Annotated in this window: 21 protein-coding genes; 9 read left to right on the forward strand and 12 right to left on the reverse strand. The window is 69.0% G+C overall.

The window, feature by feature from the left end; genetic code table 11:
- Window positions 1-217: 217 nt before the first annotated feature.
- Window positions 218-1,345, forward strand: a complete 1,128-nt coding sequence (locus ACFVKT_RS22110) for an NlpC/P60 family protein (RefSeq protein WP_385733976.1) — start codon at window positions 218-220, stop codon at window positions 1,343-1,345.
- Between the two features lie 681 nt (window positions 1,346-2,026).
- Window positions 2,027-3,361 (forward strand): PP2C family protein-serine/threonine phosphatase, encoded by a 1,335-nt coding sequence (locus tag ACFVKT_RS22115; protein ID WP_385733978.1) that lies wholly within the window; start codon window positions 2,027-2,029, stop codon window positions 3,359-3,361.
- 73 nt (window positions 3,362-3,434) lie between these two features.
- On the opposite strand, the gene ACFVKT_RS22120 is transcribed toward ACFVKT_RS22115, so the two are convergent.
- The 7 genes from ACFVKT_RS22120 to ACFVKT_RS22150 all read right to left on the reverse strand — a co-directional run bounded on the left by ACFVKT_RS22120 (window position 3,435) and on the right by ACFVKT_RS22150 (window position 12,960).
- Window positions 3,435-3,743, reverse strand: a complete 309-nt coding sequence (locus tag ACFVKT_RS22120; protein WP_385734233.1) for a DUF2516 family protein — start codon at window positions 3,741-3,743, stop codon at window positions 3,435-3,437.
- 239 nt (window positions 3,744-3,982) lie between these two features.
- On the reverse strand, window positions 3,983-4,600 hold the full coding sequence (locus tag ACFVKT_RS22125; protein ID WP_385733980.1) for a hypothetical protein: 618 nt from the start codon (window positions 4,598-4,600) through the stop codon (window positions 3,983-3,985).
- 24 nt (window positions 4,601-4,624) lie between these two features.
- Window positions 4,625-4,792, reverse strand: a complete 168-nt coding sequence (locus tag ACFVKT_RS22130) for a hypothetical protein (protein ID WP_385733982.1) — start codon at window positions 4,790-4,792, stop codon at window positions 4,625-4,627.
- Window positions 4,764-5,339 carry a helix-turn-helix domain-containing protein gene (locus ACFVKT_RS22135; protein ID WP_385733984.1) on the reverse strand — a complete coding sequence of 192 codons (576 nt, stop codon included), beginning with the start codon at window positions 5,337-5,339 and terminating at the stop codon, window positions 4,764-4,766. The genes ACFVKT_RS22130 and ACFVKT_RS22135 overlap by 29 nt, the downstream gene beginning before the upstream one ends.
- A 564-nt stretch (window positions 5,340-5,903) precedes the next feature.
- Entirely contained in the window at window positions 5,904-10,568 is a 4,665-nt protein-coding gene (locus tag ACFVKT_RS22140) for a caspase family protein (RefSeq protein ID WP_385733986.1), read from the reverse strand.
- A complete protein-coding gene (locus tag ACFVKT_RS22145; RefSeq protein WP_385733987.1) occupies window positions 10,568-11,473 on the reverse strand; it encodes a hypothetical protein in 906 nt (301 codons plus the stop codon). The genes ACFVKT_RS22140 and ACFVKT_RS22145 overlap by 1 nt, the downstream gene beginning before the upstream one ends.
- Before the next feature lie 461 nt (window positions 11,474-11,934).
- Entirely contained in the window at window positions 11,935-12,960 is a 1,026-nt protein-coding gene (locus tag ACFVKT_RS22150) for an ImmA/IrrE family metallo-endopeptidase (RefSeq protein ID WP_385733989.1), read from the reverse strand.
- Between the two features lie 216 nt (window positions 12,961-13,176).
- Here ACFVKT_RS22150 and ACFVKT_RS22155 point away from each other — a divergent pair, with 216 nt between their 5' ends.
- From ACFVKT_RS22155 to ACFVKT_RS22175, 5 genes are all read left to right on the forward strand, one after another.
- Window positions 13,177-14,118 (forward strand): CBASS cGAMP-activated phospholipase, encoded by a 942-nt coding sequence (locus ACFVKT_RS22155; protein WP_385733991.1) that lies wholly within the window; start codon window positions 13,177-13,179, stop codon window positions 14,116-14,118.
- A gap of 8 nt (window positions 14,119-14,126) precedes the next feature.
- Complete coding sequence (locus tag ACFVKT_RS22160) at window positions 14,127-15,296, forward strand: cyclic GMP-AMP synthase DncV-like nucleotidyltransferase (RefSeq protein ID WP_385733993.1); 1,170 nt, start codon at window positions 14,127-14,129, stop codon at window positions 15,294-15,296.
- A gap of 13 nt (window positions 15,297-15,309) precedes the next feature.
- Window positions 15,310-15,699 carry a hypothetical protein gene (locus ACFVKT_RS22165; RefSeq protein WP_385733995.1) on the forward strand — a complete coding sequence of 130 codons (390 nt, stop codon included), beginning with the start codon at window positions 15,310-15,312 and terminating at the stop codon, window positions 15,697-15,699.
- A gap of 310 nt (window positions 15,700-16,009) precedes the next feature.
- Window positions 16,010-16,759 carry a hypothetical protein gene (locus ACFVKT_RS22170; protein ID WP_385733997.1) on the forward strand — a complete coding sequence of 250 codons (750 nt, stop codon included), beginning with the start codon at window positions 16,010-16,012 and terminating at the stop codon, window positions 16,757-16,759.
- 7 nt (window positions 16,760-16,766) lie between these two features.
- A complete protein-coding gene (locus tag ACFVKT_RS22175; protein ID WP_385733999.1) occupies window positions 16,767-17,237 on the forward strand; it encodes a hypothetical protein in 471 nt (156 codons plus the stop codon).
- Window positions 17,238-17,270: 33 nt separating this feature from the next.
- Here the strand turns inward: ACFVKT_RS22175 and ACFVKT_RS22180 are convergent, their stop codons facing one another.
- Window positions 17,271-18,044: an SAM-dependent methyltransferase gene (locus ACFVKT_RS22180; RefSeq protein ID WP_385734001.1), complete on the reverse strand. Its 774-nt coding sequence runs from the start codon at window positions 18,042-18,044 to the stop codon at window positions 17,271-17,273.
- Between the two features lie 594 nt (window positions 18,045-18,638).
- Here ACFVKT_RS22180 and ACFVKT_RS22185 point away from each other — a divergent pair.
- Complete coding sequence (locus ACFVKT_RS22185; protein ID WP_385734003.1) at window positions 18,639-19,367, forward strand: SAM-dependent methyltransferase; 729 nt, start codon at window positions 18,639-18,641, stop codon at window positions 19,365-19,367.
- Window positions 19,368-19,478: 111 nt separating this feature from the next.
- Here the strand turns inward: ACFVKT_RS22185 and ACFVKT_RS22190 are convergent, their stop codons facing one another.
- From ACFVKT_RS22190 to ACFVKT_RS22200, 3 genes are all read right to left on the reverse strand, one after another.
- Window positions 19,479-19,643: a hypothetical protein gene (locus ACFVKT_RS22190; RefSeq protein WP_385734005.1), complete on the reverse strand. Its 165-nt coding sequence runs from the start codon at window positions 19,641-19,643 to the stop codon at window positions 19,479-19,481.
- A gap of 209 nt (window positions 19,644-19,852) precedes the next feature.
- Window positions 19,853-19,996 (reverse strand): hypothetical protein, encoded by a 144-nt coding sequence (locus tag ACFVKT_RS22195; protein WP_385734007.1) that lies wholly within the window; start codon window positions 19,994-19,996, stop codon window positions 19,853-19,855.
- 59 nt (window positions 19,997-20,055) lie between these two features.
- Window positions 20,056-21,525 carry an MFS transporter gene (locus ACFVKT_RS22200; protein WP_385734009.1) on the reverse strand — a complete coding sequence of 490 codons (1,470 nt, stop codon included), beginning with the start codon at window positions 21,523-21,525 and terminating at the stop codon, window positions 20,056-20,058.
- Window positions 21,526-21,670: 145 nt separating this feature from the next.
- Between ACFVKT_RS22200 and ACFVKT_RS22205 the strand changes: the two genes are divergently transcribed.
- The gene (locus ACFVKT_RS22205) at window positions 21,671-22,234 is read left to right on the forward strand and encodes a TetR/AcrR family transcriptional regulator (RefSeq protein WP_385734010.1); all 564 of its coding nucleotides are present in this window, start codon (window positions 21,671-21,673) and stop codon (window positions 22,232-22,234) included.
- 163 nt (window positions 22,235-22,397) lie between these two features.
- On the opposite strand, the gene ACFVKT_RS22210 is transcribed toward ACFVKT_RS22205, so the two are convergent.
- Complete coding sequence (locus tag ACFVKT_RS22210; RefSeq protein ID WP_385734012.1) at window positions 22,398-23,111, reverse strand: class I SAM-dependent methyltransferase; 714 nt, start codon at window positions 23,109-23,111, stop codon at window positions 22,398-22,400.
- Between the last annotated feature and the right edge of the window lie 301 nt (window positions 23,112-23,412).

Below are 23,412 nucleotides of genomic sequence, written 5' to 3' on the forward strand. Positions count from 1 at the left end.
AAGTGACGCCGGGCTGGGAGGCGTTGGCTCCGCGGGTGATCTGACCCGCGGGGAACGTCGGGCGTGAGTCGTTCGTCACACACGTGGGGAGATCGTCTTGCGGGGGTGGAGAGGGGAAAGGAGTTCTTGCCCTCCTCTGTCGTGTTGCGCGCCGACATGGCACGATCCCCCAGGCGTCCGGAAGTTACTGACGGTCAATCAGTTTGGGGGCGGAGAAATGGGATCCGGCAAGCGGAGCCTGACCACGACGGCGATGGCCCTGGCCTGCGTATGTGCCTGCGCCTGCGCGGTGCTGGCGGCACCCGGCCTGGCGTACGCGAGCCCGGCTCCGACACCGAAGCCCAGCTCGGCTCCGACCACGGACCCGGATCTGACGCTGCCCCCCGGCGCGACGCCGCCCTCCGTGAGCAACGAAGAGCTTGAAGCCGTACGCACGAAACTGGACGCCCTCTACCACTCGGCGGCGGTGGCCACGGACGCGTACAACGCGGCGGAGGAGCAGACCCAGCATCAGTCCACCGAGATCGTCGGCCTGGCCCGCGAGATCGTCAAGGGCCAGCAGAAACTGGACGACTTGAGGGACCTGGCGGGCGCCGCCGCCCGCGAGCAGTACCGGAGCGGCGGGCTGCCGCCCGAGGCCCGGCTATGGCTGAGCGAGGACCCGCAGGAGTTCCTGGACGGCGCGGGCCGCGTGCGGCAGGGCGAGCACGCGACCGAGGGCCTGCTCGCCGAGTTGACGCGCACCCAGCAGGACTTGGAGCAGTACGCGAAGGACGCCTCCACGCAGTGGACGAAGCTGGAGTCCAACCGCAAGGCCAAGGCGGAGGCCAAGAAGAAGGTCGAGCAGCAGATCGCCGCCGCGGAGAGGCTGGAGTCCCAGCTCGAGAAGGACGAGAAGGAGCGGCTGGCGAAGCTGGAGGAGGAGGCCGCGTACCAGGCACAGACGGCCTGGCTGAACTCCGGTTTCGTCCCGGCGGGCGACGGCACGGCGTCCGAAAAGGGCAAGAAGGCCGTGGCCTACGCGACCGCACAGACGGGCAAGCCGTACGAGTGGGGCGCCGAGGGCCCCAAGTCGTACGACTGCTCAGGGCTGACCTCGCAGGCCTGGGCGTCCGCCGGCGACGGGATTCCCCGCACCTCGCAGGAGCAGTGGAAGCAGCTCACCCACGTGGCCGTCAAGGACATGCGGCCCGGCGACCTGATCATCTACTTCGCCGACGCCAGCCATGTCGCGATGTACATAGGCGACGGCGCCATGGTTCACGCTCCCCGGCCCGGGCGGACGGTGACGGTCGCGGGCGCGGGTTCGATGCCGATCCTGGGGGTTGTACGGCCGGACGCGTGAGGTGTCCCGGGGCGGTGCACGGGGGGAGGTGCCCCGGGGCGGTACGGGGGGTGAGGTGTCCCGGAGCGGTACGCGGGGTCGGGTGTCCCGGGGCGGTACGGGGGGGGTGAGGTGTCCCGGGGCGGTACGCGGGGGGGTGAGGTGTCCCGGGGCGGTACGCGGGGGGGGGTGAGGTGTCCCGGGGCGGTACGCGGGGTCGTGTGTCCCGGGGCCGAAGGCCTGCCGCGCGCGACCCGGCGTACGTATGTGACCCGCCTGCTCTGACCTGGCCGGAGCGGCCTGCTTCGACCTCGCCGGAGTAGGCCGCTCCAACCGGGCCGGAGCGGCCGGCGCTGCCCGGGCCGGAGCGGCCTGCCCCCACGTGACCGAGCCCGACCGAGCCCACGCACCGGCAGCCCGAGGCGACTTGCCCGAATTACCCCGCCTCGAAGTGACCTGCCCCACGTGACACAGCGCACGGTTGCCCTCCCCGCGCAACCGTGGGGACGTGACCTTCGTCATCCCTCGCGGAGCCCCGTCGTGTCCAAGTGCGTTACAGGATGCGGCATATGACGGTGGCTGTTTGCCAGACCCCGTGCGGCACACCATTCCGTTTCGGCACCCGCTGACGCTATGGTCCCGGTCGGTGGTGCGAGCACTTCGCCGCACCACGCCCTCGGGGGGAGGGAAGGAACCCAGACGATGCCCGTACCCGTACCGCGGCAGAGAGCGATCCCGGCCGTGGAGAGTGGTCCGGCTCCGGACGCGTTCTCACCCGGCTGCCCACCCGGAATCGAACCCGGCGGCTTCGCCGGGCCGGGACCCGCGACCGGCGCCGCGGCCCCTGCCGACAGCGCCAACACGGCTCACCTGACCCTGCTGGTGATCGAGAACGACCCGGCGGGTTCACTCAGCGTGCCCGAAATGCTCGACGCCACGGGCAAGGCGATCCGGATCCGCAGCGCCCGCAACCTCACCGAGGCCGAGCGGCTGCTCACCGACGACGTGCACTGCATCCTCCTCGACCTCGCGCTGCCGCCCGCGGGCCGGACGGCCGAGGCCGACGACGAGCTGGCGACGCTCAAGCACGTACTACGGCTCGCGCCCGGGCACGCCGTCCTCGCGCTCACCGCGTCCGGTGACGCCGAGCGCGGCACGGAGGCGGTGCGCGTCGGCGCCCAGGACTACCTGTTTCGCGACGAGCTGGACGCCCGGCTGCTGAGCCGCGCGATCCGGTACGCGGTGGAGCGCAAGCGCTCCGACAAGGCCGAGCGACGCCTCACCGAGTCCCGGCTGCGCGCGCAGGAGAACGCCCGCCTGGAGCGAGGGCTGCTGCCCACACCGCTTCTGGAGGGCTCCCCACTCCGCTTCGCCGCGCGCTACCGCCCCGGCCGCTCCCGGGCCCTGCTCGGCGGCGACTTCTACGACACCGTCCGTACGCCCGACGGCACCGTGCACGCGATGATCGGCGACGTCTGCGGGCACGGGCCCGACGAGGCGGCGCTCGGTGTGGAGCTGCGCATCGCCTGGCGCGCGCTGACGCTCGCGGGGCTGTGCGGTGACGAACTGCTCTCCACCCTCCAGCAGGTCCTGGAGCACGAGCGCGACAGCGAGGAGATCTTCGCGACGCTCTGCACGGTGGACATCTCACCGGACGGCCGCCGCGCCGGGCTCTGCCTGGCCGGCCACCCGTCCCCGCTGATCGCCCGCCCGGGCCGGCCCGCCCAACTGCTGCCGTACGAGAACGGCGGCCCCGCGCTCGGCCTGCTGCCCGGCGCCCGCTGGCCGCGCCAGCAGGTGGAGCTGGGCGGCGCGTGGAGTCTGATGCTCTACACCGACGGCCTGATCGAGGGCCACATCGGTGCGGGCAAGGAACGGCTCGGCCAGGACGGCATGGTCGACATGGTCCGCCGCCAGCTGGCCCAGGGACTCCAGGGCGAGGAACTCCTGCGCGCGGCGGTGAACGAGGTGCGCGAACTCAACGGCGGGGAGCTGACGGACGACGTGGCGGTGCTGTTGCTGGACCGCACGCCGTAGCGGTCGTACAGGGGCTGGCTCCTGCGACTGGGGTGGTCGTGGTGCCTACCGGCCGCGGTTCGGCTGGTGGTGCCTACCGGCCGCCGTTGTAGGGACCGTACGGGCCGTCGCTGCTGTTTCCGCCGCGGCGGCCACCGCCGCCGGAGACCTGGCGAAGCGCGGGGCGTACGTCCACGAAGAAGACGATCGTGGCGACCAGGCCCGCGATCTGCAGGAAAATGACCGGTACCAGCAGGTTCACGGCCACCGTGACGCCCAGGATGATCAGCCAGAACATCTTGTTCTGCTTGTCGGCCGCGCGGTACGCGTCGTCGCGGGCCAGTCCGGCCATCACCAGTGCCACCACGGCGAGCACCAGGATGGCAAGGAAGATCACCGACATGAAGCCGCTGAATGCCGTCAACAGCACAATGCCCACCGCCCGATTCGAGTCGTCTCTACGCCACCGTACCCGCAGAACGGGCCGGGAACTCTGAGAGTGCCCGGCCCGTTGTCGTCGGCTTGACGCGGCCGCCTGCTGCCGCTGCCCACTCCCGCGCGTTTCGCGGGGTTCGCTTTCTCCGCAGAGCTCCCGCGTAAGTCGCGGGGTTGTGCCTGCTCCGCCTGCTCCGCCTGCTCCGACTACTTCGCGGGCGGGGTGGTCTTCTTCGCGGTGGTCGTCTTCTTGGCGGCCGGGGCCTTCTTCGCCGCGGCCTTCTTCGCCGGGACGGGCTCGGTCACGACAGCGACGGGCTTCGGCGCGGCCGGAACCGGCTTCGGCGTGGTCTTGACCTCGCCCGGCTCGGCGTTCGGCTCGACCGCGATGGCCAGCTCCTCGATCTCCTCGGCGGCCTCGCCACGCCAGGTCTTCACGACCTGCTCGCCCTGCTCGGCGACCTTCTCGTAGGTCTCGCGGGCCTTCACGGCGTACTCGGCGGCGACGCCGATGCTGCGCAGGGCGAGGTCCTGAGCGGACTCACCGATCTTCTTCAGGTCGGTGTCGAGGGTGCTGACGAACTCCGTCACCTTGGACTGGATCGTCTCCTGCGCCTCCTTGGCACGGGAGGCGGCCTTCTCCTGGGCGGCGTTCGGGTCGAAGCTACGGACCGTCTCGATCCGCGCCGGGGCCTCGGCACGGATCTGCTCCACGATGCCGGGCACCTTCTTGGCCTGCTGAACGGCCAGGTCGGCGGTGCCGGCGAGGAAGTAGAGCGGGGTCGGGTCCGTGGCGGCCTTGCGGATGTCGTCGGTGATGGCCATGCGATGGTCCTCCCGGATTCGCGTTCAGCTGAGGGTTTGGTTGGTCCGCGGCGAGACCGGCCTGTCGGCGGCGCTGCGTGCGGTGTTCGTGTCGCTGATCATGTTGTTGATGTTGTTGATCGTGTTGCAGTCGTGCTGCTGATCGTGCGGCTGGTCGTGCTCGTCAACTGGCGGTCTGCTGCGGATCGGCATCACTGCCGTCGGTCGTACGGGGGCCTCGGACGCCGGTGTCCGCTGCGCTCCGCGGATGCCCGGCATCCGATATATCCAGATCACTGTCCTGAATATCCAGACCACCGACCTGATCGATTTGCACGTCGGCGTGCTGCACGCCAGCGTGCCGCACATCGGCGCCAACACCTTGATCGCCCTCGTCCACCTGGGTGATCTCGAACCCGTTCTCCTTGCGGAAGGACTCGTAGATCTGGAGCAGCACCTGCTTCTGCCGCTCGTTCAGCGTGGGATCGGCGAGGATGACGGCACGTGTCTCCACCTCGTCCCGATCCCGCTCGGCGTCGAGGATGCCGGCCCGCACGTACAGCGTCTCGGCGGAGATCCGCAGCGCCTTGGCGACCTGCTGCAACACCTCCGCGCTCGGCTTGCGCAGCCCGCGCTCGATCTGGCTCAGATACGGATTGGACACCCCGGCGGCATCGGCGAGCTGCCGCAACGACAGCTGCGCATTGCGCCGCTGCTCACGCAGATACTCACCAAGATTGCCGACGTTGAGTGATGCCATGCCTCTACCCTGCCCCACCCTTGCTAACAATTGCAAGCACCTGCTTGCAAAAGTGCGCTACGCCACGTCGGGGTCGACGTGTGACTGAGCACGATAGGTGTCGCATTTGCAGGACAACTGTCGTGCGGTCTCACCGCCGGCCAGGGTCCGCAAGCGAGCATGGGTGCAGGGGGCCACTCCGAGTGGACCCCTGCACCTGGCGTTGAGCTTTCCTGGTCGGAGCTGAATGGTCTCCGCAGGGGAGGGCAGACGGCTCTGAATGAGGGGCTGAGACGCCTACGGCTGGCGTCACCGCTGAATCCCGAGGCGACCGAGCCGACGCGCCAGAAATCGGCACCCGAGCGGATTGCACGCCGGCCGTCGTTGTCGACGGACTCGCCCTTCAGGGTAGGAAGCTCGCTCATCACCTCGGCATACCCCTCGGGCCGGCCCAGCCTCCCGCCACTGCTGCGAACCACCTCTACCACCTGCGGCAGCACGCGGTGCAGCGCCACGGCCTCGTTGACCTTCCAGGACGAACTCCGACGCTCTTGGAACTTCGGGCCGCCGCCCCGAAAGGTGCGGTCACCCGTAACCGAACCGCTCCCGCCAGGCCCGGGACAGCCGGGGGCGCAGGAAAACCACCCCCTGCTGGGTGCCGACGGCGAGGTCGAGGACGGGGCTTGCGGGCAGGGCAGCGAGGGACGTGACGAGCGCCGGCAGGGGCGCCGACCACACCTTCTCGCCACTCGGTAGATGGCACAGTGCCACGCCCTGTTCGTCGCTCACCGCGACCAGAGTGTCGCCGGCCGGGACCCGTCCCGTCCACAGCAAGCGGCAGGCCGGTACACCCAGCTGACGCGGGCTGTCGGGGGCCGCGGAATCCCACACAGCTACCGGAGCCGCATGGGCGTCGCCGCAGGCCGCGGGGTCCAGGAGGAGCAGGACGGCGCTTCCGTCGGACAGCTCGGCCCAGCGAAGGAAGACGTCGTCCTCCGAGATCATCCGGTGGTCGATGTTCGAACGGGGTTCGGCCACCGACCGGCTCGGCCGAACCCAGTACCGGCTGTCCGTCGACAGATCGATGACTTCCGTCGTGCCGTCCCGCCCCTGCTGGGCCACCCACCGCGTCCCGGCTTTGGTGTGGTGTGGCAGGAGGAGGCAGACATCGCCGAGGAGTTCCAGCGGCGTGCCCCTGTCGGGCGTGGCGGCCGAGACGTCCCACAGCCGGCCGTCCGTGACGCCGGTCCGCGGTGCCTCGCCTTCGGTCGAGCGGTCGTTTCGGCCCGCCACGCTGCTTTCCCAGCGCCAGAGCGGGCGGGTGCCCGTCAGCAGCACGGTGGTTCCTGCCAGGGTGGTGAAGGCCGCCGAGCAGACCCAGTCGTTGCTCGGATCGACCGGCCAGGGAAGGTTTGTCCACTCGGGAGTCGAGTGCGGGGCGTCGAGGAGCTTCACCCGACCGCGGATCGCGTCCAGGCCCAGCAGCCGGGTGTGGGGATGGCTTGACGTCGGTGGCAGCAGGTGAGCCTGGACCCCGAAACGGGCCCACCCGTCCAACCAGGTCAGGTTCGTGCGCTCGGCGGGTCCGCCCGGGGCGATACGGTTCCAGACCGCTTGGGAGTACGGCAGGTCCACGGACCACCCAGGCAGGTCGGGACGGACGTCCGGCTTCATTCGGCCCTTATAGTCCCAGCTCAGGAGCTGGAGCGAGCCGTCCGGGTCCACAGCGCGCTCCTGTTCGGAGACCGAGTCGACGAACCGCCGTTCGACCAGGTCGAACGTGGTGCCTGGGGTTGGCTCCGGGGCGGGCGCAACGCGACGGACCATGTGACCCGAGACGGCCAGGACGCCGGTGGAGTCCTCGGGCCAGGCGATGAGTGAGTCGATCTCCGGAGCGGACAGCTCCAGCGGGGCGGACCGCGGGTCACCCGGCCTGGCGTGGTCGGCCCACCGCCACAGTCGTGCCGTCCCGTCGTTGCCCACCGCCAGGATGCCGGGTCCCGGTTCACCGGGGGCGGGCAGCAGCCGGAGGGCGCAGACTGCGCCCTCGTGCCCCCACAGCGGCGAACCCACGGTGTCCGCGGTCTTGCAGCTGACCACGCTGACCTGGCTTCCGTAGCCGACCGTCGCGGCGTACAGCCCGTCCCGCAGCAGCACGGGTGCCAGGAAACCCGCATGGCCGACGGTCTTGTCCCGGGCCGCGACGCGTTGCGCGGGACCGTCGAGACGCGCGATGAGCAGATCGTCGTGATCCTGCGTCACGAACACGGGGTCGTCCTCGCTGCCCAAGGCGAAGCCGCTCTCCGCCCAGACGAAACCGTTGAACGGCAAGGCAACCATCCGCCCTGATCCCGTCTCGATCAGCGTCACCCGGGTGCGCGGCTCGCACACCGCAGCGACGGTGCCCCGGCCGCCATGGATGCGGTCGGCCAGGAAGGGGCGGACGCAGTCGTCGAGCAGGACGTCGACGTCACCCTCCGCGTCGAGGGAGTGCAGGGTGACACGACCGCCCACCCCGTCGCACAGCAGGAGCCGGACGCGGCCGTCCGCGTCGTGGGCGAGGCAGGCGGATGCCTTGGGCGTGTCGAGATCGTTCTTCGCGGGTGTCTCGCAGGCCACCTGGACCAGCGGCTCCAGCAGGGGCAGCGTGTACACGCGGACCTGTTCGGCGTCCCCGCACACGACCACGGGCATGCCGTCGTCGCGGAACCCCGCGTCGAACAGCAGCGTTGCTCCACTGGGGGCGGTGTGGAGCAGCGTCTGGTCGGCGACGTCCCAGATTCGGATGTCCCCCCTGACGTCGAGGGTCACTGCCTGCGCCGGGCCCGCACCGTCCATGAGCTGAGCGAGCCCCGCGACGCCGGCGGGATGCGGCAGCAGGGTCGACTGCGACGGGTCGTCGAGCCGCCACACGTGCACGTGGGAGGCCGACGGAGGCGCCGCGAGCACGACGTGGCCACCGTCCGGCAGGACGAGGTCCTCGATCTGCCACGCAGGGTTGTACGAGCGGACCGCATAGGCGGCCCCGTCGTGGCGGCCCACCACGCGATGCGGGGTGATCTCCCGTGGTTCCACCCGCACGCGCTCCAGCACGGCCGACAGGTTCTGGGCCTGCCCGGACAGCGCATGTTCCCCGTGTGTCCCCGCCACGAAAGCCAGCAGCGCCGGCTTGTCGACCCGGGCGGAGTCGGTGTTTGCGATGAGGTAGGCGTAGCGCTCGACGGCGAGTGCGAGCGTGGGACGGCGCAGTGCTCGCCGCACCGCCGGCAGCAGCGTCGCCAGGTCGGCGTGGACGACGAACAAGGCGTCCTCGATGAGGTCGTCCAGTTCCCCCGAAGCTGCGGCGTGCGTCGACAGGTGGGTGCGGACGTACAGATGTGCATGCGGCCAGTCCCGGTCGGGCACGAGCTCCAGCAGGGTCGCCACGAAGCACTCCTGAAGATCCGCTAGATCCCGGTGCTTGAGCGCCCGCCACTTCAGATGGTCCGTCAGTTCCTGGTGATACAGCCGGAAGTACTTCGTGCCGTCCACTTCGGCGTGCGCCAGGTAGGAGCCGTCCTCGTCCAGCAGCAGGTCGACGTCCGCCTGGACGAGCGGGATGCCCGAGAGCCGCGTCGCCACCTGCACCCAGAGCCGGCGCGGCAGGCCGTTGCCCTCTCCGAAGGCCAGCACGGTGAGCAGGGCCATGGTCTTGGCGTGCCGCTCCTGCGGCAGTCGCTGGAGATACGCCTCGAAGGCGCCTCCCACGTCCGAGGGCAGTTGCTCCGCCCAGCCCGGCGCGGCGGTGTCGACGACCGGGCCGCGCAGCAACGCGCTCGCCGTCATCCGGGCGACCAGGAAACACCTCCCGGCCCGGCGGGCCACCTCGCGGGCGACCTGGCGGGCCACGTCCGGCCGGTGTTCGTACGGCGCCCCCTCGTCGCAGAGGATCTTCACCACGTACTCGGCCGGCTCGGTGTCCTGAGCGTACTCGCCGTCGTCAAGGTCGATCACCGGCACGTGGCCGCCGAGGTGGGGCAACAGCTCGCGACGTGAGCCGACCACGAGCCGGACACACGTCACCGACGCGAGCGGGCGCAGCAGTTCCCACGCGATGCGGCGGGCCTCGGCCTTGTCACCCGCCGAGCCCGCCTCGTCGAGCGAGTCGACGACGATCCGGAAGGGGCGTTCCCGGTCCACGAGGGCGGTGAACAGGGCCACCGGCGTGCCCGCCCGGACGTCCGCCGCGGCGGCGATGCGCTGCACCAGGGCCTCCAGCGTCTGGTGGTGCGCGTTGACGGAGGCGTCGGCACAGCCCTCCAGCACCAGCCGGCCCAGCACCGCAGACTTGCCCGAGCCGGGGTCGGCAGTGACGACCAGGGCCCGCCCCTGCCCGTCGCCCTCCAGATGGGCGCGTGCCGCCCGCAGGGCGCGCTCACGTCCGGTGAAGTACGAACCGGGGGCGTGCACATGCTCCACACCACGGCCGCGCGGGTCGAAGTGCGAGGAGAGGTCGGAGGCGTCGGAGACCGTGCGCCCGTCGCCCGTGACCTCGGCGCGCGGGTCGAAGGAGGGGTTCACGAAGAACGGGGGACGCTCGGACTGGTCGATGGACGAGCACGCGGCCCGCTGGGCCAGCCCCGCCGCCGTGAGGGAGCGATTGACCCGCTCGGCGAGCGTGCTCGGCGCCAGGTACCGCTGTGACGGCCCGTCACCCTGATGGCACGCCTTGGCCAGTTCGGTCACGAAGGCGCCGTCCACCGCCAGATCGCGATGCCGGGCGGAGGCCAGCAGCCAGGTGCCCGCGCCGAATCCGTCGCCGCGTCCCCGGCCGGCCACGATGGTGTCGGTGACGGTGCCGATCTCCGCCGTGGCCGCCGCCGCGTGACAGGCGTCCACCACGAACAGAACGTTGCGGACTGGTGACGTGGCCAGGATTTCGGCCAGGTTGGGCAGTGACAGCCACGAGCGTGGTCGCCCCGGCTCGCTGTCAGCGCAGGCCAGACGGTACTGGCCGGCCGGGGAGCGGTCCCCGTGCCCGGCGTAGTACATGACCACGACGTCCTCAGCGGTCAGTCCGGGGGTGTGGCACCAGTCGGCCAGGGCGTTCTCGAAGGACTCGCAGTCCGGGTCGTAGGAGACGGCCGTCAGGACACGCTCGTAGCCCATCGACACGAACAGCTCGGTCGCCCGGTCGACGTCCTCGTGGGCCAGGGGGAGTTCGGGGGCTTCGCGGTAGTGGCGGGTGCCCGCCGCGACGAGGTACAGCATCAGACGGCCCCGGCCCCCGGCAGCAAGCCCATCATGATGGCCCGCCCTGTCTCGACGGCGGTCAGGTACCGCGTGGCGTCGTGCATGTGGCTGCCGTTGTTCACCGCCACGTCCCGCACGCCGTCGCCGAAGGCCGGACCAAGTTCGCGTACGACGGCGACGATGTCGGTGTCGTCGGCGATGTTGGTCCACGCCCGCACCGGCTTCGGCCACACGGCCCGGCGGTTCTCGGGCGCCGGTTCGAGCCGATCGAGGACGAGGGCGCGCATACCCAGCGGCGATCCCAGGGTGACGAGCATGCGGATGTCCCAGTCGCCGTTGCGCCGCGGGTCGCAGAGCGTCTCGTAGGCGAGGACCGACCCAAGCGAATGGGCCACGACGACCCGTGTCCTCGGGGTGATCCGCGCGGCCAGCCGGTCCTGCGCCGCACGCCGGATCTCCTCGTCGCCGAAGTAGCCGGTCATCTGCTTGAGACTGCCGATCAGCGCGCGGTCGAGGACCCCGCGCAGGTATCGGGCGCCCGTGAGGGCGTCCAGGGCTGCTCGCACGGCGTTGAGCCGGAGGGCCCGGGAGGCGGTCCAGCCCACGGGGCCCCGCGTACCGGTGGCTGCCGGATCCGGGACAGCGGGGTCGGTGCGCGCTGCCTCGGCCCACCACTCCATCAGGAGGGCGAACTCCGCGTCGTTGTCGACATCGCCCTCGTCGTAGAGGATTTCGGCCCCTGCGCGGGTGCCGCGTGGCCGGAACAGGTCACCGTAGAAGGCCATCCCCACGTCGTCGGACGAAGGCACCGGGCCGCCCGCAAGGCGTGTGCCGCCCTGGAGTTCGGGAACGACGTCCCGTGCTAGGGAGTCCTCGCTCAGGTACTGCTTGCCGACGCCGTGCACGAAGACGACCTTGCTCAATGCCCCTCCCAGGGTGAGGGAACAAGATTACGCGGGGACGGTCAGCCCGGCGCGCGGAACTAGCAACGGCGGGTCACACAAAGGCTGTTGTGCGTGCCCGGGACAGGATCGCGGCTGTCATGGCCCGTGCCGGACTCATCGAAGTCCTGGCTCTTCCCCCGGAGGAGCCTGAGACGGAAACTCTCCGGATCTGGCTTGACTCACTGGACGACAAAGCGATTGTGTAGCGAGCCGTTCGTCTGGGAGGTATACGCGGCCAATCGCATGAACTGGTCGAGGTGCGCCGCGAGCTGATCGTCGAAGCCCTCAGCCACAAGGAGCGCCCCCCGAGACCTCGCGCAAGGACAGCGGTGAGGTGCATTAACTGGCAGCGCGCCAGCCCGCGAAGTTCGACGCCCCCCTTACGTGGGGACAGCGTTGCGGGGCTGCGTACGGACATCTGCGCGTACGAGCCAGCGGGGTCATGCCGCTGACGCGGTCTGGAGGCTTTCCACGATCTGGGACGGCAGGATGGCCCGCGCCGGGGCGCTGTCGGCAGAGGCAAGGTAAGCGAGGAGCCTTGTCGGCTGCTCTGGCCGACCAAGAGGGACCGGTTCAACGCGGCGCCATCCCCGGGCAGACGCCGCCTTGATGGCGGTTAGATAGGTGTTCTCATTCATGCGCCCCAGGGTCCGGGCTCGCATGAGTAGAGCGGCCAGGGACACCTGCCACTGCCGCTTGAGCGCGAAGAGGGCTGGCCAGTCGACAGTGGTCGGCAATTGGTCGTGGATGTCTTCGGCGGGCATAAGGAAGGCCGCCGCGAACTGGTGGGCCTGGGTCTCGACCTCCTTTACGCCCCAGATCTGCTCGCCGTGCAGCACTAGATGGGCGAGTTCGTGTGCGCTGTCGAAGCGGGACCGGGCTCGGTCGTCCTTGTCGGTACCCAGGACGACAACGGGATGATCAGGAAAAGGCAGGGAGAAGGCGTCGACATCCGTGTTGTCGAGGGGAAGACGGATCACCGCGACACCACGCGCCTCAAGAAGTCCAACGACGTCGGAGACCGGTCCGGAAGGTAGTCCCCACATCTTCCGTACCTGAGCCGCAACCTCTTCGACCTCCGCCCGTTCCGCCTGCAGTCCGCTCACGGGGAGCATCGGCACGTCGCCGGCGCAGAACCGCTGCGCGGATGAGGCATGGACGGCCAGGTCGTGAGCCACGTGAGCGATGGCCCGCGCACGGCGACGGTCGGACACCGAGGTCCGGCGCAGCGACCGAAAGAAGCCCTCGTGGCTTTCGACCATCGCTTCGTGGAAGAACTCCTGGGGCACCCCAAGTACCGAGGCCAGGACACTGCTCGTATCCGGGCTGGGTCGTGCCGCGCCGCTCTCAAACTGGCTGATCGCGGCAGCAGTGAGCCCGCAAGCGCGGGCGAGCTGCGTCTGGCTCAACCCTGCCAGTTCGCGGGCGGTCCGCAGCCGAGAGCGCTCGAACGCCTGCGTGCTCATCTTTCCCCTTGCCTGGCCTGCCTGACTTTGATCTCCACATCTTGGCGGAACACGGAAACCACGCACGCTCCAGGGTGCGTGGCCAACACAAACCTTACGACTTTCGCGTGGAAACACACACGGAAACACATGCCGTGATAATAAGTACTCTCGATAGTGGAGATCCGGCTGCGACAGGCGGAACTTCCTCGAACCCATGGCGCGGGGGCGGTTGAAGTGACGGAGCGTTTCCAGATTCTGGCCCTCGACGGCGGTGGCTTCCGCGGCATGTTCTCCGCTGCGGTCCTAGCTCGCCTCGAAGAGGATCTCGGTGTCCGCATCGCCGACCACTTCGATCTGATCGCCGGCACCTCGACAGGCGGAATCATCGCGCTGGGCCTCGGGCTCGGGCTGTCCCCGCAGCAGATCCTGGAGTTCTACACCGAGCATGGGCCGCGCATCTTCCGGGACCGTAGCCGCCTGCGGGGCCTGAAGCACCTGGTGCGCGCGAAGTACAGCGCGGAGCCGCTGCGCGCGGCCCTCAGCGAAGTCTTCGGCGAACGGACCTTCGGAGAGAGCACTAAACGCCTGGTCATCACCTCCTACAACGTCGCCGCCGACGACGTCTACCTCTTCCGGACCCCGCATCTGCCCGGCCTCAAGCGCGACTGGCGCGAGAAGGCTGTCAACGTCGCGTTGGCCACCTCCGCCGCGCCGACCTACCTGCCCGGGATGCCCCTGGACGGAGCACGGCTCGTCGACGGCGGCGTCTGGGCGAACAACCCGGCCATGGTCGCGCTGACCGAGGCGGTGGGCCCGCTGTCCGTGCCCCTCGACACGATCCGGGTGTTCAGCCTCGGGACCACGACCGACGTCCGCCACCGCCACCGCCGTCTCGACCGCGGCGGTCTGCTGCCATGGGCCCGCGACGCCGTCGAGGTCCTCATGCGGGCACAGAGCGAGAGTGCCGCCAAGCAGGTACGCCACTTCGTCGGCAAGGACGACGTGCTCCGTCTCAACCCGACGGTCCCCACCGGCGCCCTCGCTCTGGACGACGTCGACACCACAACCCTTTCGGGATGGGCCGGACACGTCAGCCGCGACGTCTCCCCGGCTGTCCACCGCACCTTCTGCGATCACCTCGCACCGGCTTTCGTCCCCCTCCACTCCGCTCCGTAAGGAATGACGTGAACGCGTACCACCAAACGCAGGACAACACCGACTCGCCCGAACAGATGCTTTCCATGCTGCTCGACGGCGCCGTGGAAGTCCTCGACATCGCCCCCGACCTCCATGACACCGCGATCGAGCGGTACGGAGAAGTCGGGACCTGGCTCGCCAAGAACGGCAGCCCCGGATGGGAGATCCACTCCCAAGGCTCCTTCCTCCTCGGCACCGTGGTCCGCCCCAACACCGAGACCGGCGAGTACGACATCGACCTCGTCTGCCGACTCCCGCTACAACGGGACAGCACGACGAAAGAGGAACTCAAGCAGCGAGTCGGTGACCAACTGGTGGCCTACCGGCGCTGGAAACAGCGCGAAGGCCACACCGACGGCCCCGAAAGCCTCGAACCCCGCCGCCGCTGCTGGACCCTCGGGTACCCCGGCTTCCACCTCGACGTCCTGCCCGCCATCCCTGACGAGGAACACCCGCCCACCGGAATCCTCCTGACGGACAAGAAGCTCCACAAGTGGCAGCACAGCAACCCCCTCGGCTACGCGGACTGGTTCCGCGCCCGCTCGGAACTCTCCCGCGCCCTCCTCGAAAAGCGGCTCGTCGCCAGCGTCGCGAAGGTCCCCGAACACCACATCCGCAGCACCCTTCAGCGACTAGTACAGATCCTCAAGTGGCACTGCATGCTCTTCTTCGCCGAGGACACCGACAACCGACCGCCGTCCATCCTCCTGACCACGCTCGCCGGCCGCGCCTACCGCGGCGAGGACGACCTGTTCACCGCCGTACGCAACGTACTCGCCGCCATGCCTCTGTTCATCGAGGAGCGCGACGGTCAATGGTGGGTTCCCAACCCTGCCCACAAGGAGGAGAACTTCACCGACAAGTGGAACGAATACCCTGAGCGGCGCCAGGCCTTCCTCGCCTGGTTTGGCGAGATCACCACGATCATGGACAACCTGGCACTGACGGAGTCCAAAGGCCTGGACGTGGTCTACTCCCAGCTCATGAATTCCTTCGAGGAAGGCCCCGTGATGCGCTCCTTCGCAACCTACGGCGCCCGTATGAAGGCCCCCACCAGCCAGCGAATGGGCGCCACCGGACTGCTCTCCGCGACCGCCGCCGGTCCCCGCAGGAAGCCGAACACCTACTATGGCCAGCATCCCGGCGCGCGCGGTTAACCTCGGCCGCCAGATGGCCGCGATCAAAGCGGTCGTCCCCGGCGCCCAGGGGAGCGTGCGGGGCGGCGAACTCGTCTGCACGCTCGCCCTGCAACCCACCCCCATGAGCAGGAACTACACAGTGCGGATCGTCTACCGCCACCGGCGCAGGCCACGCGTCACCGTTACCGACCCGCTCCTGGCACTGCATCCGGACGCCACAGCCCTCCCCCACGTCTATCCCGACGGTGACCTGTGTCTGCATCTGCCCGGGGAGTGGAAGGAACACATGTTCCTCGCGGACACGATCCTGCCGTGGACCTCGGCATGGCTCCTGCACTACGAACTCTGGCTGATCGTCGGCCGCTGGACCGGCACCGGCGACGAACATCCAGTACCGTCACCCGCGAACCGGATCCGATAACAGATTCGCGGCCATGACCTCCTACTCCCCCAAGGCGGAGATGCGTGCGATGTGGCTGTGCCGCTCCCGAATCCCACGACCTGCTCCCAGTCGTGGCAGGGGATGGTCAAGCCCTGCACCTGGGAAAGCCGCAACCGATGGGCCCAGCGTGGTGCGTCATCAGTTGAGCGATCATGCTGCGCCCCTTCTGCCCATCGGAAGATCCATGACCGCTTGCCTCAGCGAGACCGAGATCCAAGACGGGCGGCGAAGCCAAGTGCTCAGTGCGAGATCCACCTCCCTGGCTATAGCAGGTCCCCCGTACAGTCAGTTGTCCTGGTCGGATCTCTCCAAGGATCAGCAGAGGGCATTCCTCGCCGCCTTGGCCGCGGCACCGTCCATCAGCGGCTACAAGATCGGCCAGTTCCTCGCAGAACTCGCCCGCACCGAACCCCTCGCCGTCATCGAACTACTCGAAGCCAGGGTGGAAAGCCCACTACACCAAGTGACAGGCATGCACTCCCCCCTGCCCTTCCGCTGGGACGTGACACCGCCGTTCCGCGATCACGACGACTTCCCACACCTGCTGCGACAGATTCGCGACTGGATCGCCGCCGACCCGGAGTCCATCCGCAGGCGCTACCTGGGAGTCCACATCTTTGAGCTTGTAGCTGGGCCCTACGACGGTCGAGTCACTGACGTGATCGACGAGTATCTCGATGGCAGCGACCCAGTGAAGATCAAAATCGCCGCGACGATGCTGTCCAAGGCCCCTCGGACGCTCGTTTGGGACGTCGGGTTCGTACGCCGCTGCCTGCGTGCCGCGGACCGCCTTGGAGACGCCAGCCTGAGGAGAATGAGGGGCGCTCTTTACAACGCCAGCAACAGCGGAATGCGCTCCGGGACACCCGGCCAGCCCTACCCTGAGGATGTCGAGGAACGCGCGAAGGCCACTGAGCTGGCTGACGGATGTGCCAAGGGGAGCGTCGAGGAACAGTTCTACCGCGACCTCGCGGACTCCGCCCTGGAGCGTATTCAGGACGTGAAAGACGAGCGTCCTCCGGACGGCCGCGACTGGTGAGGGCCGAGTGAGCGATAGGGCCAACAGCCACGGCGCCCTTGAGCCCTGGCTACGCTCCCGCCATGAATGCAGAAGAACAGGCGAGACACGACGAGTTCGAGCGTCAGCAGAAGATCCGCGCCGGACCACCCTCCTGCAGCACGGCTACCGGATCAGCGACCTCGCCCAGCGGCTCGCCCGTCTCCAGCCCCGCCCTGCCCGCACCGTCCGGCCGTGGGACCCCAAGCGCTACGCGGCGATCTATCCCGAGATCGTCAAAGCCATGGTGTTCTACGCAGCTCCGCACTGGCGCCGCCTGGCACTCTCCGGCACTGAAGAGGACTTCCGGGCCTTCCACGCCGAATTCATCCGGCGGCCCCCCAACGAGAGTTCCCTCCGCACCACCGCCAAGCCGTGGTTCATCCATCAACTCCGCATAATCGCGGACATCATCGAGGCAGCGACGGCACCCAACGCTGACAACTCGGGGCTCAGTTGATACTCCCGTTCCACCCACAGATTTCGGCAGCCTTCAGGTTCTGGTAACCGGGACGAGGGTCAAGTACGTGATGCCAAGGATGTTGCGGTAGCCGTCAGCCCAGGACGACCGCTGGCGGTCGACTCGTTCGCGGGTCTCGGCGGCGAGTGGATGGTCCGGGTTCATGGCGAGCCAGAGTTCTGTGTCGTGGCGGTAGCCGGACTCGAACTCCTCCCACTCCTCACGGCTCGCCGACTCGATCCAGGCCGGCCGGAAGCCCGCCTCGACAGCGAGGTCGACGAGCGGTCCGAGCCGCAGGTGGTCTCCTGCGTGCGCCCCGGGCCACATAGCCGCGAGTTCCTCGTCCGTCGGGGCGCGATCCCAGAAGCCCTCGCCCAGGACGACACGTCCGCCTGGGCGGACCAAGCGGCGCAGCTCGTGCAGTACGACGCTGGGATCGTACGGCTGCTCGGGGTCGCACAGCGCCTGACCAGCCCCCAGGCAGAGCACCGCGTCCACGGGCCCGCGTGCCGTGCCAAGGGCCGACTCCTCGCTGAATTCGACCCGTCCGGCCAGTCCGCGCCCCTTCGCAAGGTCCCTGCCCCTGGCCAGATCCTCGGCGTTGATGTCGAGGCCCACGCCTGTCGATCCCGGGACGGACTCCAGAACACGGAGCAGCAGTTCGCCCCAGCCGCAGCCGATGTCGAGGATGGTGGAGGGCGAGACGGCGGCGAGCCGCGCGACGATGCGCCCGGCGCGGGCTTCGGAGAGCGGTCCGTGGAAGGTCAGACTGCCGAGACGCGGGGGAAGATCGGAAGCGATTGCCATAGGGTGGAACATTAGTTCTCCCCGAGTGGCGTGCCGAGCGATTTAGATCCGGCTCGACCGACCCGGACGACTGGCCCTGCACCTGGTGTGCCCGCCGCGGATTTACCCCGATCGGCCGCACCCACAGCTTCACCCGCTCGCAAGCCGGGAGCTGAACGCCGCCGTTCTCACCCCTTCAGACGGCCTCCTGCACAGGGCGCCGGCGGCATCCTGCCCACGGAGCTCAAGCCTCAGATTGAGCAAGACGTCGACCCTCGCCTCGTCTCACTCAATCTGAACCACCGCAGGTCACAGCATCACGATGGCCCATCTTCATTGAGACAGGTCAACCGATCGCGTCAAGCACCACCGCCGCGATCGCGCTGTTGGAGTGCTCCCACACCTGGCGATACAGCCCAGCAATCTGTTCTCGCGACTCCCCAGAGGATGGGGGAGTGAATCTGACCGTCTGCAGTGGTCCGCATGTCCGAATTGGGTCGAGTCGTATGCGGCGATTTCCAACCTCGACTCCGCAGCGTTGACGACCCCGGCGCTACGCTCAGATCATCGGAGGAATGTCGACGGGGTGGGGGACGACGTGCCGGACTCGGAGCCGTGAACGGTGACCTGATCGCCCCGCACGGGACGCCGCCGACGATCGACCCGACCGTGGCCACGCCGGCGCGCATCTACTCGTATCTGCTCGGCGGCAAGGATCACTTCCCGGCCGATCGCGCGGCCGCGGAGAAGGCCCTGGAGTCGATGCCGGTCCGGGACTTCGCCCGCGTCAACCGCGCTTTCCTGACCCGCGCCGTACGGCATCTGGCCGAGATCGGCCTGGATCAGTTCCTGGACATAGGCATCGGCCTGCCCGCCCCCGGCAGCACGGCCGAGACCGCGCTGTCGATGCGGCCCGACGCGCGGATCGTCGGCGTCGACAACGATCCGATAGTCCTGGCGCACGCCCGCGCTCACGGCGAGAAGCCCGCGCCGTCAGGCGCGACGATCGTCGCCGGGGACGTCCGCCGTCCGGCGGAGATCCTGGAGAATCCTGAGGTACGCGGCCGCCTGGACTTCGACCGGCCCGTCGCGGTGCTGCTGGTCGCGGTCATGCACTTCGTCATCGACGAGGACGACCCCTACGGCGCGGTACGCACCCTGATGGACACCGTCGCCCCGGGCAGTGTGCTGGTGCTGTCGCAGGTGACCGCCGACTTGGACCCCGAAGGGGTGCACGCGACGGCGAAGGCCTACGGCCGATCGTCGGTGAAGACCGCCGTACGAAGCGGCAAGGAGATCGCCGCGTTCTTCGACGGCCTGGAGCCGATCGCCCCGGCCTGGTGATGCTGTCGCAGTGGCGGCCGGACGAGCAGGTCCTCGCCGGAGACGACCGGATCGGGATGTACGCCGGAGTGGCGCTCAAGCCCTGAGCACGGGCTGGTGCCGCCACGGCGGTCAGCCGGTGAAACCCCGGGTGCGCAGAGACTTCGCGACATCGCGGGCGATCGAGACGGTGCCCTGCCGGCCGCGGATCGAGTCCACGCTGTGCAGGTGGCAGCGCCCGTCGTGGTAGAGCTCGAACGGCCGGCCGGGCTCACGAACCCTCAGCTCCCAGGGCACCCGGACCGACGGCCTGGAACACCCCGCAGTGCTGTCAAAACTCGCTTCCACACCAGGGCGTACGCGCCTCTTGCCAGTACCTGAGAAGGTCCGCTTTCGGTTCGGTTCGATCATGCCGGGCAGTTTCCCACCCGGCACTGACAGCCGGGAGCGCCGGCAGAAGTCACTGACATTGATCTTGCTTGCCGCCGCGGACCGACTCCCCGAAGTCACCTCGAAATGACTCCCGCGAGAGTGAGGCAGCCGACCCGGAGCCTCCACGCCAACTCGGCGTGCTCCTCCCTGAGGTCGTGGTGGCTGGTGAGCCTGCGGAAGATGAGCGGCTCGAAGAGGAGGTCGAAGACGTCGTCCACGTCGGTGTCGGACGAGGATCGTCCGGCGGCACGTCTCCCGGCCAAGGTCGCTGTCGCCGTCAACGGCTGTTCGCGGGCGCCTCGTCCGAGGTGGTGACCGCATCTGGGCCGGCGGAACGTTGCGGCGCCGCGGAGCCTTCCGCGGGCTTGGACCTCGCCAGCCACAGGCCGGTGAACACGGCGGTGGCCAAAGTGACGGTGCCGGCAGCGAGGAAGGCGCTGTTGAGGCCGGTCTCGAAGGAGGCGCCGCCGGACTGCCGGGTGCGGACGATGGCTCCGAGTACCGCCACGCCGAGCACCGCGCCGATCTGCCGGGTGGTACTGCTGATGCCCGATGCGAGGCCGCCTTCCTGCGGGCTGACCGCTTGGATGGCGGCTCCCGTCAGTGGGGACATGGTCAGGGCGAAGCCGACGCCGATGACTCCCAGCCGCCACCACACGTTCCCGTAGCCGGTGTCGGCGTGCACCATGCCGAAGGCCAGCAGTCCCGGGCCGGCCAGGGCCAGGCCGCTGGTGACCACGATTCGGAAGCCGTACCGGGCGGCGAGCCGGCCCGCGTACGGGCTGACGATCACCATGGCAAGGGTTGCCGGCAGGGTCTGCAGGCCCGCGCGCAGGATCGAGCTGCCCTGGACGTACACGAAGAACTGGGAGAAGAAGAACGACGAACCCATGAGCGCGAACCCCACCACGACCATGGCGGTGTTGGACACGGTGAACAGCCGTTGCCGGAACAGCCGCAGCGGCAGCATCGGCGTGGAACGACGCGCTTCGACGGCGACGAAGGCGGCGAGGAGGATCACCGCGGCGGTGAAACTGCCCAGGATCACCGGCGACGTCCAGCCGCGGGCACCGCCCTCGATCAGCCCGTAGGTCAGCACCCCCACCCCCAGAACGGACAGCACCGTCCCCGGGATGTCGATCGCGGGGGCGCTCGGATTGCGGGCCTCTTCAAGGCTGCGCAGACCGACCAGCAGAAGGACCACGCCGATGGGCAGATTGACCAGGAAGATGGCGGGCCAGCCGAAGGCATCCGTCAGCACGCCGCCGGCCACGGGGCCTGCGGCCAGACCGATTCCGCTGAATCCGGCCCACAGCCCGATCGCCCTGATTCGTTCCTGCGGCACGGGATAGGCGGCGGCGAGCAGGGCCAGCGAGGCAGGGCTCAGCGCCGCGGCCCCGATGCCCTGCAGCACCCGGCCGGCGACCAGCCAGCCGACCGAGGGCGCGAGGCTGCACAGCACCGACGCGACGGTGAACACCGCCACGCCGGTCAGGTACACCCGCTTGCGCCCGAACCGGTCGGCGAAGACACCGCCGGACAGCAACAGCATGGCGACCAGCAGTACGTACGCGTCGACGATCCATTGCAGACCGGTCAGCTGAGTGTGCAGCCGGTGCTGCATATCGGGCAGCGCTGCTCCGACGATCGTGTTGTCGAGCAGGACCATGAATTGGCCCAGGCAGGTCACCGTGAGCAGCACGGCCCGGTTTGGTCGACCGCCTACGTCCGCAGGCGATGCAGCCATGGGGATTCCTCTCAATCGGTGGTTGCGCCTCTCCATGGCCGACGCGGTCCGCCTCGGGCGCCCTAAAGCAGTCATCAACTGCGTTAGGCGACTGTAAGGAGGCTCACCCCGCAAACGCAAGTCACGGCTGCGTTAAGGTGGGGGCATGGACGAGCGACAGCGAGCCCGGCGGCCCGGCGGGCGCAGCGCCCGCGTCGGCGCGGAGGTGCACCAGGCCGTCACCGACCTGATCAGCGAGCGCGGCTACGGAAACTTCACCGTCGGCGAGGTCGCAGCCCGCGCCGGCGTGGCCGACAGCAGCATCTACCGCCGGTGGGGCAGCCTGGAAACCCTGCTCACCGACGTGGCGCTCACCCGCCTCAACGCGCGGTCGCCGATGCCCGACACCGGGAGCCTGGCCGGCGACCTGCGCACTTACGCGGCCCAGGTAGCCCGCGAGATCACCGGACCCGACGGTCTGGCGGTGGTGCGCCTGGCCGTCGCCCTGTCGAGCAACGGTCAGCAGGGCCTGCAGGCGCGTGACGACCTCCTCGCCGAACGCACCCGGCAACTGCAGTCCATGCTCGATCGCGCCCGCGAACGTGGCGAACAGGCACCCGACGCATTCGGCGTGCTGGACCACATCATGGCCCCGATGTATATCCGCGTCCTGTTCGGCATAGGGCTCACCCCGGACTACGTCGACGGGCTGGTCGACCGATTGCTGTGACCTCGACCTGGTCCGCGGGGTCAGAGCACGAACGTGCCGGCCCGCGAAGTCGGCGTCCGGCCTCGGGCGCGGTTCAACCGGTGGCCTGCTGGCGGAACGCCGCCAACGCCAAGTGAAGTGAAGTGATCGCGTCCCGGTCGATCTGTGCAGTACGGCCGGTGCCCTACGGACGTCGCGCGACGAAGACGAACTCCCTGCCCGGCCTGTCAGGGGCGTCGCGTACGGCCTCGACCACGTACCCCTGCGCGGTCAGCTCGGCCTCGACCTCCTGTTGCCCACGGAAACGCAACGTGGAATCCGACGTCAGCACCTGCCCGTCCGCACCGAATACATACGTCCACCGGAACGTCACCAGCGGCTCCCTCACCTCGATCAACTGCACCCAGCTCTCGACGGCACCGACGTCCGGGATCTCCCTCACTGTGTACGAAGCCTCGCGGTTCCACGTTTCCCAGGCGCGTCCGGCCGGGTCCCGGGTCTCGAAGACCAGGCGCCCGCCGCGTCGCAGTGCTTCGTAAGCCGCTCGCAGGGTCTTACGCCACGTCAGTGGATCGGCGATGGCCTGGGCGACGTTCGCTGTCATGGTCGCCAGATCAACCCGTAGCGGCGGGAGCGTCGTCGCATCACCACAGATCCAGCGCACGCGCTCGCCGCATGCCACGTCGACGGATGCCCGGGCGGGATCGACGCCGATTACCTCGACCCCGCGATCGGCCAGAAGGAGCGCGAACACGCCCGTCCCGCAGCCGATGTCCAGCACCCGACGCGCTTCGAACTCCTCCGCCATGCGGAGGCACATGTCGAGATCGCTGCGGTCAGGGTCGAGTGGGTCATAGATCGCGGCGAGGCGTGGATGCCCGAAACACTCGTCGGTCATGCGGCCGAACGTATGGGCAGCCGAGTTTGGACGCCTACTCAGTTTCCGGCGGACGCCACACACCATCCGACACCCGCCCGGTGACAGTTGTCGCTGCGAGTCACAGTCCACGAGCGGTCGGCGGCCGGGTTCGTGCTCCGGTCACCGCCCCAGACGCTTCCGGAGACTTCCGGAGACTTCCGGTGGCTCCCCACGACAGCTCACGACGACCCTCGATGGCGATCCGGACCATGCCCGGGTGGGGCTTGAACGAGTCGGCGAACCACGGCAAATGTTCCGGTGTGGTTCAGTCCGGCCGGCA

This window comes from Streptomyces sp. NPDC127595 (assembly GCF_042671685.1).
In the GTDB taxonomy this organism is placed as follows: domain Bacteria; phylum Actinomycetota; class Actinomycetes; order Streptomycetales; family Streptomycetaceae; genus Streptomyces.

What these genes read in the sequence shown, in the direction of transcription:
- ACFVKT_RS22200 (WP_385734009.1), bottom strand. Translation starts at nt 21,525, where the DNA reads ATGGCTGCATCGCCTGCGGACGTAGGCGGTCGACCAAACCGGGCCGTG.
- ACFVKT_RS22125 (WP_385733980.1), bottom strand. Translation starts at nt 4,600, where the DNA reads ATGGCCATCACCGACGACATCCGCAAGGCCGCCACGGACCCGACCCCG.
- ACFVKT_RS22110 (WP_385733976.1), top strand. Translation starts at nt 218, where the DNA reads ATGGGATCCGGCAAGCGGAGCCTGACCACGACGGCGATGGCCCTGGCC.
- ACFVKT_RS22180 (WP_385734001.1), bottom strand. Translation starts at nt 18,044, where the DNA reads ATGGCAATCGCTTCCGATCTTCCCCCGCGTCTCGGCAGTCTGACCTTC.
- ACFVKT_RS22135 (WP_385733984.1), bottom strand. Translation starts at nt 5,339, where the DNA reads ATGGCATCACTCAACGTCGGCAATCTTGGTGAGTATCTGCGTGAGCAG.
- ACFVKT_RS22210 (WP_385734012.1), bottom strand. Translation starts at nt 23,111, where the DNA reads ATGACCGACGAGTGTTTCGGGCATCCACGCCTCGCCGCGATCTATGAC.
- ACFVKT_RS22130 (WP_385733982.1), bottom strand. Translation starts at nt 4,792, where the DNA reads ATGCCGATCCGCAGCAGACCGCCAGTTGACGAGCACGACCAGCCGCAC.
- ACFVKT_RS22120 (WP_385734233.1), bottom strand. Translation starts at nt 3,743, where the DNA reads ATGTCGGTGATCTTCCTTGCCATCCTGGTGCTCGCCGTGGTGGCACTG.
- ACFVKT_RS22205 (WP_385734010.1), top strand. Translation starts at nt 21,671, where the DNA reads ATGGACGAGCGACAGCGAGCCCGGCGGCCCGGCGGGCGCAGCGCCCGC.
- ACFVKT_RS22140 (WP_385733986.1), bottom strand. Translation starts at nt 10,568, where the DNA reads ATGCTGTACCTCGTCGCGGCGGGCACCCGCCACTACCGCGAAGCCCCC.
- ACFVKT_RS22115 (WP_385733978.1), top strand. Translation starts at nt 2,027, where the DNA reads ATGCCCGTACCCGTACCGCGGCAGAGAGCGATCCCGGCCGTGGAGAGT.
- ACFVKT_RS22165 (WP_385733995.1), top strand. Translation starts at nt 15,310, where the DNA reads ATGGCCGCGATCAAAGCGGTCGTCCCCGGCGCCCAGGGGAGCGTGCGG.
- ACFVKT_RS22150 (WP_385733989.1), bottom strand. Translation starts at nt 12,960, where the DNA reads ATGAGCACGCAGGCGTTCGAGCGCTCTCGGCTGCGGACCGCCCGCGAA.